The organism is Mailhella sp., from assembly GCF_057866825.1.
In genome coordinates, this window is sequence record NZ_DBMAHT010000009.1 from 21,511 (window position 1) to 35,597 (window position 14,087).

The 14,087-nt window shown below is 62.9% G+C and carries 11 protein-coding genes; 2 read left to right on the forward strand and 9 right to left on the reverse strand.

All coding sequences use genetic code 11. From position 1 onward, the window contains the following. Positions 1-437: 437 nt before the first annotated feature. From ybgF to ileS, 4 genes are all read right to left on the reverse strand, one after another. On the reverse strand, positions 438-1,295 hold the full coding sequence (gene ybgF, locus ACZM96_RS02285; protein ID WP_489487052.1) for a tol-pal system protein YbgF: 858 nt from the start codon (positions 1,293-1,295) through the stop codon (positions 438-440). 138 nt (positions 1,296-1,433) lie between these two features. After that, the gene (locus ACZM96_RS02290) at positions 1,434-1,976 is read right to left on the reverse strand and encodes a hypothetical protein (RefSeq protein ID WP_489487054.1); all 543 of its coding nucleotides are present in this window, start codon (positions 1,974-1,976) and stop codon (positions 1,434-1,436) included. 2 nt (positions 1,977-1,978) lie between these two features. Then, positions 1,979-2,479 (reverse strand): signal peptidase II, encoded by a 501-nt coding sequence (gene lspA / locus ACZM96_RS02295; RefSeq protein WP_489487056.1) that lies wholly within the window; start codon positions 2,477-2,479, stop codon positions 1,979-1,981. After that, on the reverse strand, positions 2,476-5,340 hold the full coding sequence (gene ileS / locus ACZM96_RS02300; protein ID WP_489487058.1) for an isoleucine--tRNA ligase: 2,865 nt from the start codon (positions 5,338-5,340) through the stop codon (positions 2,476-2,478). The genes lspA and ileS overlap by 4 nt, the downstream gene beginning before the upstream one ends. Positions 5,341-5,634: 294 nt before the next feature. Here ileS and ACZM96_RS02305 point away from each other — a divergent pair, with 294 nt between their 5' ends. Further along, on the forward strand, positions 5,635-6,132 hold the full coding sequence (locus ACZM96_RS02305) for a hypothetical protein (RefSeq protein ID WP_489487060.1): 498 nt from the start codon (positions 5,635-5,637) through the stop codon (positions 6,130-6,132). Here ACZM96_RS02305 and ACZM96_RS02310 read toward each other — a convergent pair. Further along, the gene (locus ACZM96_RS02310; RefSeq protein WP_489487062.1) at positions 6,123-7,730 is read right to left on the reverse strand and encodes a sulfatase-like hydrolase/transferase; all 1,608 of its coding nucleotides are present in this window, start codon (positions 7,728-7,730) and stop codon (positions 6,123-6,125) included. The genes ACZM96_RS02305 and ACZM96_RS02310 overlap by 10 nt on opposite strands. A gap of 235 nt (positions 7,731-7,965) precedes the next feature. On the opposite strand from ACZM96_RS02310, the gene ACZM96_RS02315 reads away from it, so the two are divergent. Then, the gene (locus ACZM96_RS02315) at positions 7,966-8,778 is read left to right on the forward strand and encodes an MBL fold metallo-hydrolase (RefSeq protein WP_489487063.1); all 813 of its coding nucleotides are present in this window, start codon (positions 7,966-7,968) and stop codon (positions 8,776-8,778) included. A 631-nt stretch (positions 8,779-9,409) separates the two neighbouring features. Here the strand turns inward: ACZM96_RS02315 and ACZM96_RS02320 are convergent. The 4 genes from ACZM96_RS02320 to ACZM96_RS02335 form a co-directional block, all read right to left on the reverse strand. Then, the gene (locus ACZM96_RS02320) at positions 9,410-10,582 is read right to left on the reverse strand and encodes an ABC transporter permease (protein ID WP_489487065.1); all 1,173 of its coding nucleotides are present in this window, start codon (positions 10,580-10,582) and stop codon (positions 9,410-9,412) included. Positions 10,583-10,697: 115 nt separating this feature from the next. Next, positions 10,698-11,408 carry an ABC transporter ATP-binding protein gene (locus tag ACZM96_RS02325; RefSeq protein WP_489487067.1) on the reverse strand — a complete coding sequence of 237 codons (711 nt, stop codon included), beginning with the start codon at positions 11,406-11,408 and terminating at the stop codon, positions 10,698-10,700. A 6-nt stretch (positions 11,409-11,414) separates the two neighbouring features. Next, the gene (locus ACZM96_RS02330; RefSeq protein WP_489487069.1) at positions 11,415-11,849 is read right to left on the reverse strand and encodes a hypothetical protein; all 435 of its coding nucleotides are present in this window, start codon (positions 11,847-11,849) and stop codon (positions 11,415-11,417) included. 255 nt (positions 11,850-12,104) lie between these two features. Next, a complete protein-coding gene (locus ACZM96_RS02335; RefSeq protein ID WP_489487070.1) occupies positions 12,105-13,841 on the reverse strand; it encodes an alkaline phosphatase in 1,737 nt (578 codons plus the stop codon). Between the last annotated feature and the right edge of the window lie 246 nt (positions 13,842-14,087).

A 14,087-nucleotide genomic window follows, 5' to 3' on the forward strand; every position in this document is an offset into this window, starting at 1 on the left:
TTCCGGGACTTTGCGCCGCAGAAAGGCCCCGGCTTTTCAGCAGACAGCCGGGACGCCCGGGCGACGTTCACAACGTCCGTGTGGGGAGGCTTCTACAACCTATGGCCTGCCCGCGCGCAGAGGCCGTCGTCTTTTCCGTCTCCTCGCTCTCCCCTTCTTACAGGGGCAGCTTCCGCCGTAGTAGATGGCCGAACGCTGGGCATTGATATGGTCCCCGCGCGCAGCGGCAGCCTGGCACGGCGCGCGAGGCGACGGCTTCTGTCCGATCCGGGAAAAGGCGGGCTCGACGCGGCCGCCCCGCATCCCGCAGGGCGCAGAAAAGCCCGGTCGTCAGCGACGCCGGGCCTTTCAAGCATGTCTCCGCCTTGCGGAGGGCAAAAATGCGCACTGCCGCGCCTGCGGCAGAAAAGCGACGGCAGGCCTTCGCCTGCGCCGCGCTACAGCTTGTTCTGCGAGATGACCTGCTTGGCGCGGGTGGCCTCGGGAGCCTTGGGGAACTTGCGCACGAGTTCGTTCAAGCGCTGCTTGGCCGCGGCCTTCTTGTTGAGCTGCAGGAAGGACATGCCCTGCTTCAGGTAGGAAGCCGGAGCCTTCACGCTGTTGGGATAGCCGGAAATCACGTTTTCATAGGCCAGGGCGGCCTCGGCGTAGTTCTTCAGCTGATACTGACTTTCGCCCTGCCAGAACCAGGCGTTGGAAACCAGCTTGTTCTTGGGGTAGGTTTTGGTGAAGTCGCTGAAGGAACGCAGTGCCGCCTGATAGTTGCGGGAATTGAACGACTTCATGCCGTTGTCGTACAGGGCCTGCGCCATGTCCACATTCTGCTGCTGCGGAGCGGCGGCGGGAGCTGCCTGCGCCACGGGGGCAGCCGGAGCGGCGGCGGGAGCCGCCTGCATGCCGGGAACCGCGCCGGGCGTCGCGCCGTCGGCTCCGGGAACGCCGGGCTGCGCGTTGGGATCGCCGCCGAGCTGCAGATCCAGCGCCATCTGACTTTCCAGAAGGTGCAGGGCGCGATCATGCACGGCGAGGGTGTCGGCCATCTTCTGCGCGCCGCCTGCGCGCTGCAGGGCGTAGTTGAGCGTATCGATCTGACCGCGCAGTTCCGAGACTTCCTGACGCAGTTCCATGAGCTGCGACCAGCTGTCGGCCTGATTGGTCTGACTGCTGCTCACCTGACGGTTGATCTGATTGACCTGGGCCTGAAGAGCGTTATGCTCGCTGCTCGTCACGCACGCCGTCAGCATCAGAGGCAGGGACAACAGGGCAAGATTGCGGCCCCATTTCATAAGTTCCATGACCTTTTCTCCTGATTCATGAGGACGCGGGCCAGGCCCGCCCCCGTTGCATACGAACTCCGCCGGCAAATGACGCTCCTGCACGCCGCGTTCTGACGACGCCGCCGGTCGGGGCCCTGTCTTACAATTATCAAATATTCACGGCTTCCGAACGTCGTCGGGGCAGCCGAAGGACCAGTCGTCGCCAGCCCTCGCCGTTCCCGAAGGACGCGGACGCGCATCCGCGCTCCCGTCCGTCGCCGCAGGCGCTTCGGCAGAGGTTTCGGCGTCCGTCGTCAGAACTTCGCTCTTTGCCGCCGCTTCTCCGGCAGACGCAAGAGCTCCGGCACCCGCAGCACCCGCAAAGGCCGCGCTTTCGCCCGACGCTCCGGCAGATTCCGCCGACGCTGCGCTCAGCGAGGCCGAGTCTTCGGCCTTCGCCTTTTCCTCGGCCGCCCGGGCCCGTTCCGCCTCCATTCTGGCGCGGATGTCCACCTTTTCCTTGCTGGCGTGCTTTCTGCCCACAAAGTAGTAGGCCACGCCCGCAAGGCAGGGCACGAACACGCAGGCCATCATCCAGCGATACTTTTCCTTCGTGGTGGGAAAGTCGTGGTACATGGCGTGCTTGAGCGCCCACATGTTCGGCAGCGCAGGAACGATGAGCATGAGCAGCTGCTCGCTGCTGAGGTCAGAAATGAGCACGGCTATTTACCCCCGTCGTCTTCGCGCCCCTGCCGGAACAGCACCACGCCGGCCAAAAGCACGCCGAGGCAGATGGCGATGTCCGCCACGTTGAAGGCGGGCCAGTGCCATTCTCCCCAGTACACGTCCAGAAAGTCGGTCACGGCTCGGCTTCTCACCCTGTCGATGAGATTGCCCGCAGCGCCGCCGAGAATGCTCCCCAGTCCGAAGAACAGCGTGCGGCTGTAGGCGGACGTGCGCGCAATATGCACGATGACGACCGTCACGAGCAGCGCCGCTCCCAGAAAGAGCCAGAACTGCCAGCTCGTTTCCTCGCTGTTCAGAAAGCCGAAGGCCGCGCCGCGGTTGAGCACGTGGACGATGTTGAAGCACCCGTCAATGACGGAAAACCCCTGTCCCACGGCAAGGCCTGCCGTTATGGCCGCCTTGGTGAGCTGGTCCAGCACAAGCCAGACCAGCGCCACCGAAAAGACGACGATATGGCGGTTCACCGCCCCTTTCACTCTTTGGCTCCGGCTTCTTTGGCCTCAAGTTCCTTCATGACCGCAGCGCAGCGCGGGCACAGCGTGGGATGTTCAGGATCGGAACCGAGTTCCTCGGAGTACATCCAGCAGCGTTCGCACTTCTCGCCGCCTGCCTTCTTCACGCGCACGGCAAGTCCGGGGCACTCGTCGAGCTGCGCGGCGGCCAAGGCGTCCACGGGCGCATCCTTGAAGGGAGCCACGTCAAGCTGCGACACAATGCACACCGAACGCATGTCGGCGCCGCTGTCGGCAATGGCGGCGCGCAGCTTGTCGTCCACGTACAGGGTGACGTGGGTGTCGAGCGCATGGCCGATCACGCCTTCCTTGCGCAGAGGCTCGATGGCGCGGGTGACGCCGGCGCGGATGTCCATGACCATTTCCCACGCACCGCGCTCGTCGTCGGACAGACGGAACTTCGTCGCGTCCACGGGAGGCATGGCGAACACGGTGACAACGGGCTTGCCTTCGGCGTCCACGGGCTTCAGGGCCTCGGGAATGTAGCGGAACGCCTCTTCAGCCGTGAAGCTCATGATGGGCGCCATGTCGCGCAGCATGATGAGCAGCATCTGATACAGCGCGCTCTGGGCGGAACGACGCTCGGCGCTGTCGGGCAGCGAGGAGTAGAGACGGTCCTTGAGCACGTCGAGATAGAAGGCCGAAAGCTCGGTGGCGCACAGGCCGTGCAGGCCCTGGAACACCTTGTGGAATTCGTATTCCTGATACGCGGTTTCAGCGCTTTCATGGAAGGCGGCCACCAGGCTCAGGGCGTAGCGGTCGAGGGGCTTCATGTCCGCGAAGGGCACGAGCGTTTCAGGGGTGAGGTCGTGAATGCTGCCGAGAATGTAGCGGCAGGTGTTGCGGATGCGGCGATAGGCGTCCACAAGGCGCTTCATGATCTCTTCGGAATAGCGGATGTCTTCGCGGTAGTCCACGGAAGCGACCCACAGACGCAGCAGTTCCGCGCCGTACTTGTCGATGACTTCCTGCGGGGCCACCACGTTGCCTATGGACTTGGACATCTTGCGGCCGTTGCCGTCCACCACGTAGCCGTGAGTGAGCACGGCCTTGTAGGGCGGAATGTCGCGCGTTCCTTCGGCCACCAGCAGGGAGCTGTGGAACCAGCCGCGGTGCTGATCGGAGCCTTCCAGATACAGATCGGCGGGCACGCGGCCTTCGGGACGCTTTTCCATGACCGCGGCGAAGCTGGTGCCGGAGTCGAACCACACGTCGAGGATGTCGTCTTCCTTTTCCCAGTGACGGCCGCCGCAGTGCGGGCAGACCAGATCCTTGGGCGCGATTTCATCCACGTCGTGCTCGTACCAGTAGTCGCAGCCCGTGGGATGCGTGGCGAAGCGAGAAGCGATGTCGCGCATCCAGGCGGGATCGTTCCACACCTCGCCGCAGTCCTTGCAGATGAGGGCGAGAATGGGCACGCCCCACATGCGCTGACGCGAAATGCACCAGTCGGGACGCGATTCCACCATGTTGTAGATGCGGCCCTGGCCCCAGGAAGGAATCCACTTCACCTTGTTCTTGATGGCGTCGAGGGCCTTGCCGCGCAGATTGTTGGGCTCCATGCCGATGAACCACTGCGTGGTGGCGCGGAAAATGACGGGATTCTTGCAGCGCCAGCAGCAGGGATAGGAATGGGTGATGTCCTGACGGGCCAGCAGATGACCGAGTTCCTCGACCTTGGCGATGACCGCGGGGTTGGCGTCGAAGACCTGCATGCCGGCGAAGAATTCCACGGAAGGCAGGAAGCGGCCTTCGTCGTCGAGGGGGGAGTACACGTCGAGGCCGTACTTCATGCCGACTTCGTAGTCCTCGCGGCCGTGGCCGGGAGCAGTGTGAACGCAGCCCGTGCCGGCGTCGAGGGTGACGTGCTCGCCGTTGATGACGAGCGAAGGACGGTCGATGAAGGGATGACGGGCCTCAAGACGATCCAGCTTGTCGCCGGTGGTCTCTCCGATGACGGTGTAGTCGGTCCAGCCGAAGGTCTTCGCGCAGCCTTCCACGAGCTCGGAAGCGAGAATGTACTGGCTTCCGCCGGTTTCCACGAGGGAATAGCGGAATTCAGGATGCACGCACACGGCAAGGTTGCTCGGCAGCGTCCAGGGAGTGGTGGTCCAGATCACGATGTAGGCGCGGGACACGTCGGCGTTCGGGAAAACGTCCTTCAGTCTGGGATCGGGCAGCGGGAAGCGCACGTAGATGGAGGGCGAAGAAAGGTCGCGGTATTCCACTTCGGCTTCGGCGAGGGCGGTCTTGCAGTGGCAGCACCAGTAGATGGGCTTCTTGCTGCGCACCACGCCGCCGCGTTCCACGAAGGTGGCCAGTTCCGCGGCGGTCACGGCCTCGTAGGCCGGATCCATGGACATGTAGGGATGCTCCCAGTCGCCCAGAACGCCGAGACGCTTGAATTCCTTGCGCTGAATGTCGAGGAACTTCTGTGCGTACTGACGGCAGCGCTTGCGGATGACGTGCGCGGGCAGATCCTTCTTCTTGTCGCCGAGTTCAAGTTCCACGTTGTGTTCGATGGGCAGACCGTGGCAGTCCCAGCCGGGAATGTAGCCGGTCTTCCAGCCCATGAGGTTGCGGGACTTGATGATCATGTCCTTGAGGATCTTGTTCAGCGCCGTGCCGAGATGGATGTGACCGTTGGCGTAGGGCGGGCCGTCGTGCAGCACGAATTCGCCGCGCGAGCCGGAAGCGTCCTGCATGCGCTGGAACACATTGTTTTCTTCCCAGAACTTCAGCATCTCCGGTTCCTTCTGGACCAGATTCGCCTTCATGGGGAAACCGGTGACGGGCAGATTCAGCGTTTTCTTATATTCAGCCATGAGGCTTTTCCTCCGGGCGCGGAACGCGCCATGGTATTCCTTGCGGGGCATAAGTACAGAGACCGCCCCGAAAGCAGTCAGAAAAAGGTATGTTTTCCCGCGTCGGGCCCAAATGTCAAGCCCAATTTCCCCGCGCGCCGACCTCCGGCCCGAGGAGGGCGGAAAGCGTCATTTTCACAAAGCCCAGGTTTCCCGCCCGCCGCGTCCGCGCCCCGGAAAATATTATTCCGATTTTTTGCCGTGCATGGTAACTGCCCTCCGTATCTCAAGAAAAAACGCGTAAGGAGCGACGCCATGCATCTCGGGAAAAAAGGACAGCTTGTTCTGCGTATTCTGCATCTTGCGGCCGTCTCGTGCTGGTTCGGCAGCGTGCTTTGTGTGCTGCTGCTCATGCACGAAGCCCCGCTCGCCGGTTCGGACGACGATCTCTTCGGCATGCTCCGTGCCTCGGCCGTCATCAATCAGTACGTTCTCGTGCCCGCGGGCGCGTTCGGCACCTTCTTCACGGGCCTGACCTTCTCGCTCTGTACCAGCCGGGGTTTCGTGAAATATCCGTGGGTGGCCTGCAAGTGGCTCATCGCCGCGAGCCTGCTCGTTGTCGGCACGCTGTTTCTCATTCCGTGGGCCGGGCAGGAACTCGACGACGTCTGCCGAAACGGTCTTGCGGCCTACATAAGGCCCGACGTCATGGCCCGGCACGCCCGGCGCGAGCTGTACTGCGCGCTCTACGCCGCCCTGCTCGGCCTCGCCCTCGCGCTCGCCGTGCTGAAGCCGGGTGAACGTCAGGGGTAGGCGCGGCGCAGCACGGCCCGCAGCAGCCAGGAAAGCGAACACAGCGTGAACTCCCGCTGCGGAACGTCGTTTTCCTTTCCGGCAATCCAGGCGTCGTTTCCCTTCACGTGCAGAAGAAAGGGCACGCGCCTGCCGTTCGGCGTCATGTCCGAAGGGTAGGACACGTCGCTGCCGTGATCGCCCCAAAGCGCCAGCAGCGCGCCTTCGGGCAGTCTGGCATAAAAGTCGGCCAGGCACTCGTCCACGTAGCGCAGCGACGATATGTAGCGGAAAAACATGCCCCGTCCCGGCCCGAACAGCGGCCGCGGCTCCATAAAAGGAATATGGCTGCTCATGGTCACCACGAACACCGCCCTGCCCTCTCCCTCTTCCAGATACCGCGCCGCCGCGTCCAGCACATGCTCGTCCGCCACCTGCTCCATGGCCAGACGGCTTGTCGGGTATCCTTCTTCCGTCAGCTCTTCCTTGAAGAACGTCCTGTCGAAGCCCATGAGCCGGTACGCCTCGCGAAGATTGAACAGATTGCCTTCCAGCCCGTGGAACACCGCCGGACGCATGGCCGCCGCCTCGCGGATCACGCTGTCGGGGTACTCGCGGATGTAGGAATAATACATGACGTTCTGATCCGCCACGCGGCCGTTCAGAAGTTCATAGTCGGAATTGGCCGAGCCCACCTTGTGCGGCGCAAAGGCCCTGAGCAGCAGCGACGACGAAAGAAGCGAATGCAGAAACGGCATGACCCGCTCGCCGTTGACGATCAGAAACGGCGCGGCGTAGTCGAGGCTTTCCACCTGAATGAGCGCCGCGCGATCGAACAGAGGCGGCAGCGGACAGCCGCACCAGGCATCGACGCTCCCCGGATGCCGTTCCAGAAAACGCACGTTGGGATCCGGGCACCTTTTTTCGGCGTAGATGAGACTGGTATCCCTGTAAACGCCGCCCATCCACTCCCCGGCCCAGGTGGCCAGATAGCCGAGGCTGCGCACGGACTCCTTCGCGCCTTCCTGACTGCGGCGGTCGACGGCCGTCCGATGCGGCCCCTCGCCGGTCCAGAGCGAAAGGATGCCCGACCGGCCGTGCTCCCAGAACACCGTGACCGACACCAGCATGAGACAGATCACGGCCGCCACGCCCCGCAGGTTCCACAAGCGCGGCATGACGGGCGCGGCGGAAAGCCGGACGAGGAGGAGCTTGACGGCCAGAACGAAGGCGAGAAGCAAAAGAAGACCGGGCTTGACGAACACGAACGCGGAGCCCCCGAGATAGGACAGCCCCTGCATGGAATGGTAGATGGTGGAAAGCGTGAGCGTGTTGTAGAAGAAGCTGCCGTAGTGCAGCACCACGGCGCTGATCGCCGTCTGCCCCACAAGAAAAAGCGCAAAGACACTGCGGGAAAGAAGGGCCAGCGCAAGCGGCGAAAGAACGTCGATGCAAAGCAGCGGAGCATTGATCGTGCCTCGCACGCTCTCCCACGTCAGCGCGTGATGAATGGAGTACGTCTGAACGAAAAAGGACTCTGCGGCGCTCGCCGCAACGGCAAGAAGCAGCAGGCAGAGCGCCGGGCCTCCATGATTCACGGGCAGTACAAGATTGCGCATGACTCCTCCCACGGAGCCTTCATCATCGGCCCGCAAAAAGATCAGGTCAACCACTTAGAATAAAAAAGAAAGATTACTCATTGCAGCAAATTTCGGCGCTGCGTGCGGGCTTTTTGCTTCGTCATGCGGGCGTTCCGCCCGACTTTCTCAAGCAAAGTCCGCTCCCCGCGACCTTCGCTTCTTGACGCTGCGCCCGGCGCTTCGTATCGTGAATAAGAAGACAAGGAGGTTCTCCATGGAGAGGCTCATCGTTCTCGGCACGGGAGCAGCCAACGCGCTGCGCTACTACAACACCTGCTTCATGCTTCAGGGGCCGCAGGGCGGTCTGCTCGTGGACGGCGGGGGCGGCAACGGCATTCTCGTTCAGCTGGAGAAGGCCGGAGTCTCCCTTCTCGACATCAAGGATATCTTCGTCACGCACGAACACATCGATCACTCTCTCGGGGTCATCTGGCTCGTGCGCATGACCGCCTCCCTCTTTCTCCGGGAAAAGCGCAGCGACATTCTGCGCATCCACTGTCACAGCCGCCTTTCGGAAAAGCTGCGCTCCATCTGTCAGTTCACGCTCAGCGAAAAGCAGTTTTCCACGGTGGGAACCAGCATCCGCTTCGTGCCCGTGAAGGACGGCGAACAGCGCTCCATCGCCGGGCACACCGTCACGTTTTTCAACACGCACTCGCGCAAGGCCGAGCAGTTCGGCTTCCACATGGAAGGCCCGGACGGGCAGCGCATCGTCTGCACCGGCGACGAACCCTGTCAGCCCGCATGCGGCCACTATCTGGAAAGCGCGGACTGGCTCCTTCACGAAGCCTTCTGCCTCGACGCCGATTCGCGCGTTTTCCGGCCGCACATCATCGGTCACGGCACCGTGCGCGAAGCCGCCCTGCTCGCGGGCAAACACCATGTGCGCAATCTTGTGCTCTGGCACACCGAAGACCGCACGCCGCCTTCGCTGCGCAAGGAACGCTACACGGAGGAAGCGCGTCAGGCCTTCCGGGGCGGCGTGTACGTGCCCGACGATCTGGACGTCATCGCTCTGAAAAAGTAGCGCCGCCGTGAATCGGAGCACCTGCGCCCCGCAGGCGCAAAGCCCCGGTGCAAGAGACGACGCGCGGGCCGAAGCTCTCCGGTCGAACGCGGAGCGTTGTGCAAAGCGCCGGGCTAGGGTCATGCGCCGGGTCGCAATCCGGCCCTGCTCGGCAGCTCCCGGAAATGCTGCGAAATCAGGGCAACGCCGCTCCGCCCCTGAACGATGGCAAAAAGTTCTCCGGCAGAGACAATCACGCCTCTACGCCCGGCGAAAATTTCTTGTGCCGCGTCGAACTCTTGCTCCGAACACAACCGAAACGAAAGGAAAAGGGGGCCCGAAAGCCCCCTTTTTTTGCGGCCGCGCAAGGCCGGCGCCGGACAAACGCCCGACGCGGCCATGCCCCATCCCTCGGCGGCTGCGGCCGCAGGTGCGGAACGGCGCACTCGTCCGACGTCGGACGGTATCCCTCGCGCCTTTCCGCGCCCCATGAAACGATGCTCGGCGCTTTTCCCTTTCCCGGACGCCGCGCTCAGGCGGGCGAAGCCGAAACGCGGCTTTCCGCGGGCCTGGCTCCGCTTGCCCGCGCCATGTTCCCCCGCGGCGTCTTCCGGAAAAACGCCGGATCCTGATTTTTGCTCCCGGTGATCGGCTAAGCCGAGCGCAGCAGTTCTCCGGCCGTTCTACGGCAGGCAAACCAGGCGGGCAGAAACGCCGCCAGGCAGCCGCATCCGGCCGCGGCCAGCGCCGCAAGAGCGTCCCCCGCGGTCAGCGTCACGGTCAGCGCCACGCCGGTTTCCGCCTGAATCCACGAACTCGCCGCCGAAGCCATCAGGCAGCCGAGTCCCAGACCGAGCGCGCTTCCTGCAAAAAGCACGCCCGACACCATGAGCCAGACGCTCACCGCAAGAAAGCCGTGCGACGCGCCGAGCGCCCGCAGAAGCGCCAATGCCCGCACGCGCATGGCCACAGCGAAAAATCCCGAAACCAGCGCCGCCGCCAGCGCCGCGGCCTGCGCGCCCGAGGCAAGCAGCATCATGACGTCGTGCATCTGCTCCATCGTGCCGAAAAGCCGTGTCAGCACTTCGCCGGTGAACACGGACTGCGATTCCGGCCCGTTCAGCGCACTCCGCAGACGGTAGGCGTCGGCCACGGTGACGGGCTTCACCACCACCACGGAACAACGCCCCGATCCCTTTCCGGCGTCGTGCATGTTCCAGAGCGCCTCGATGGGAACCACCACGGCCCGGTCCCACGGCGTGCCCGTGGCAGGTATGCGCCCCACCACGCGGAAGGAATGATCGTGGGCGCTCCTGCCGCCTTCGTCCAGCGCGGCTTCGGCCACGCTGCCGTGACTCGGAGAAAAAACGTCGCCTTCCTTGAGCGGAACGCCCGCGCCCACCACGGCTTCGTCGCCCGTAAGAAACATGCGGCCGGAAGCCAGCGGACGCTTGCCCCCCAGCGTGACGAGCTCCGACGAGGTACCCGCCAGAGGATAATCGCGCCAGCGGTCGCCGAAAGCCAGCGGCGCGGCCCAGCGGACGCCGCCGTGCTCCTTCACGGCCTCAAGCGTGCCGAGGGGCAGCAGCGGAAGCGGCTCGGGTCGAAGATACACCGCCCCCAGCACCAGATCCACGGCGCTGCCCTTCGCGCCCACGAGCAGATCAAAGGCGTCGGCCGCCTGCGCCATGCCGGAACGGATGGAGCGCTCCATCATGGAAACCGCGGGACTCAGGCTTCCCGCAAAGGCCAGCACCAGGGCCAGCGCCAGCGCTCCGCCCCAGGAACGGCGAAACTCGCCGCGCAGAAAAAGAAAAGGATTCATACGTCACCTTGCAAGCGTGTTGTCATTCCGCCCGCCCGAAGCACGGACGAGACGGATGCCCTTCCGGCAAAAGAACCCCGACGCTCAGAAAGCAGATTCCGCCGGGAACATAGGCTCATTTCGATTTCAGATCGTCCTCCAGCCCAAAGAGCAGACGCCCCCGTTCCAGACGGTAGCGCCTGTCCATTCTGCCGTGGAGCACCTGTTCGTGGGTCACGACAAGCAGCGTGCAGCCTTCCGAGCGGGCGAGATCCACGAGTTCGTCGGTGACGAGCTGCGCGTTGCTGCGGTCTAGGCTGGCCGTAGGTTCGTCGGCAAGCAGTACCGACGGGCGGAACAGCACGGCCCGGGCCATGGCCACGCGCTGCTGCTCGCCCCGGGAAAACACGCCCGTGGAAACATCCGTGCGGCGGATGCCGAGCCTCCTGAGCAGATCACGCGCTCTGTCGCGCACGTCTTCCGGAATGGAAAAATTTCGGAACGTGGCCGGCAACAGCACGTTTTCCATGGCCGAAAGCTGCGGAAAAAGTTGAAAATCCTGAAAGATCATGCCCACGTGACGGCCCCGCCAGGCATCGCGCCGCCCTTCGGGCATGGTGGTGAGGTCGTCGTCGCCCCAGCGCAGCTCGCAGCCCTGACAGGGATCGGGCAGCACCAGACCGCACAGAAGATTGAGCAGCGACGTCTTGCCCGAGCCGGAATCGCCGTAAATGCCCGCCAGCGTGCCGCCGGGCAGAAAAAGTTCTGGGATGTCCAGCACGCGCCGCACCCCGGCGCCGTCCTGAACGCTGTAGCGGATGTTCCGCAGATGAAGATCGTTTTCCATGCTGCCTCACAGCTTGTGAAAGGTGGCGTTGCGCAGCCTGAGCTGACTCACAAAGCCGGTGTGCTCGTCCGTCCAGGAGCCGACTTCCAGATCGCCTTCCACCTCGATGACGGTGTTGTTCTGCACGAAGCGCTGCTTCTCGGAGAGGTACACCACGAGAATGCTGTCCGGCCAGTCGGCGTCGGACTGGCAGAACGGACACAGCGCCACAGGCTCGCGGGTAAGCACGAAAAAGTCGGCGTCCGCCTTCAGCGGCGGAGCCATGAATCCGCGGATGACGACGTGCTTGCCTTCAAACGCCAGCACCTTGTCGGAAAAACGCAGTCCCAGCGCGCCGCCTCCGCTGTACAGTTCGTCGAAGCTCAGGCGGTTTTCCTCTTCCGCCCGCGCCGTCTGCACGCAAAGCACAAGACAAAGCAGCACGGTCAGCCAAATTTTCATATCCATGTCCGTTGGGCAAAAGGTTCTGATTCGTTCGGAAGCTTCTGCGTTCCGCAAAGGCTTCCGAATCCTCTATGTCTGCGCGCCGGGAACGTCTTCGTTCCCCCGGGCCGCTCCGGCATGCTTTGCTTCCGGGGCCGCCCCGCTTCGGCCGCGCGTCGAAAAACGAAGCGGATTCCAAGAAAGGCGCCCCGAACATTCGGAGCGCCCTGTTGTCGCGGAGGGAAGACACATGCCTTCCCTCCCCATCCGTCATCAGTGACCGAGGGCCATGGCTTCGGCCATGATGCGGAAGATTTCCGTGCTGTTCATGAAACCGTGAATCTGATCGGCGTTCGGACCTCTCGCGCCCACCACGAGGTCGTCGATGGCGTGGACGCCCGTGGATTCGGTGCGGGGCAGATTGCCGGGCACGAACTGCGCTCCGGGAATGTCCTTGTAGGCGGCGTTCGCGATGTAGTGACCGTTTTCATCCTTCACCGCGGGAACGAAGGGGCCGTCCAGCTTGGGGCGATAGGTTTCGTAATGATCGGGGTAGTTGCCGATGAAGGCGGCAAGACGCTTGGACACGTTCACGTCGTCGGGATAGCCGTCGCCATTTTCGTCCTTGTAGTTCGGATAGCCGGCCGCGCCGTAAATGCCCACCTTGTCGCGCATGAGTTCGCCGGGCAGATTGTCGTCCACGGTGCCGATGATGCTGAGCGCGTGGGTGTGGTCACCGGTGACGATGAGCAGGGTGTCGGGATTCGCGTCGCAGAAGGCCTGAGCCTGCGCCACCACCTTGTCGAACATGATGGTGTCGTAGATGGCGCGTTCCCAGTCGAGAGGATGCGTGTACTTGTCCACGAGACCGGCTTCGAGCATGAGGAAGAAGCCGTTGGGATTCTTGGAAAGCACCTTGAGCGCGGCGTTCATGGAATCGGTGAGGTCGGGCTGATCCGGGAACTTGGACACCGTGCCCTTCTTCAGCTGCTTGCGGTCGAGCGCGCCGTCGAGGTTGCCGGTGTGGAACAGACCGAGCAGACGATCGGGATTCTTGTCCATGACGCTCACAAGTTCCGTGCGCGTGGTGGCCAGCGTGTAGCCGGCCTTGCGGAAGTCTTCCACGTAGTCCTTTTCGTCCTTGCGCTTGGAACCGGGCACCGTGCGCGGCAGGAAATAGGCGGAACCGCCGCCGATGAGCACTTCAGGACGAATCTTGGCAAACATGCCGACGATGGCGGCCTTTTCCGAACGCTTGCGGGTGTGGGACACCACGGCGGCAGGCGTGGCGTCTTCGATTTCGGCGTCGGAAACAATGCCGATGGACTTGTTCGTCTTGCGGCGGAGCAGCTCGGCAATGTTTTCCTGATGCGGATCGTCAAAGGGATCCTTGGTGCGGTCGGCGTACACGCCGATGGCGTTCACGCTGGACTTGTGACCGGTCATGTAGGCGGAAGCGGTGTTGGCGGAGTCGGCGGCAATGGAGTCAACGCTGCAGGTGCCGAGCATGCCGGTGTAGGGCAGCGTGTCCATGGAAAGATAACCGTTGTACATGCCGTTGGTCACGCCCTTGGAAAGCAGACGCGCGCCGGTGCGATGCCCCATGCTGAGGCCGTCGGCAATGAGAAGAATGACGTTCTTGGCCTTGGCCTTTTCCGGCGTGCCGTACACATCCCACTTGGCACTCGCTTCTTCCTTGCCGTCCTTCGCGGAAACGGCATACTTGCCGGGAGCCAGAGAAACGTTGCGAAGAATGATGGCCGAGCCCTTGCCTTCCTCGTTCTTGATGAATTCCGGCTTGGCGCCGAATACGTCGGCAACGCTCTTGCCGTTGATGCGCACGTCGATGTCGGACTGGCTGAGTTCGCGGTCGAATTCCACCTTGAAGTCGAACTTCGATGTTCCCAGGAAACGCGCAGTGTCCACAGGATAAATGGACGGCGCAGCCTGAGCAGTTGCGGTCAGAAGCGCCATGCCGAGACACAGCGGCATCATCACGGTAGCTTTCATAACTTCCTCCAGTGTTGTTTTCAGCTGCCGACACTATGGACAACAACCATAACTCCCCTGTGAAGTCATGATAAATTCTTCGTGAAGAAACACTACGCGAACATGAAGAAAGGAAAGAGGAAGAGAGGGTGAGATGATTGTGCCGGGGGAAGGAGGGACACCTTTTGAGGCAGATTGTCAAATGAATTGCAACAGAAAGAGATTCCCGTCTTCCCGTAAAAACTCGACAGTCGATCGATAACCAAA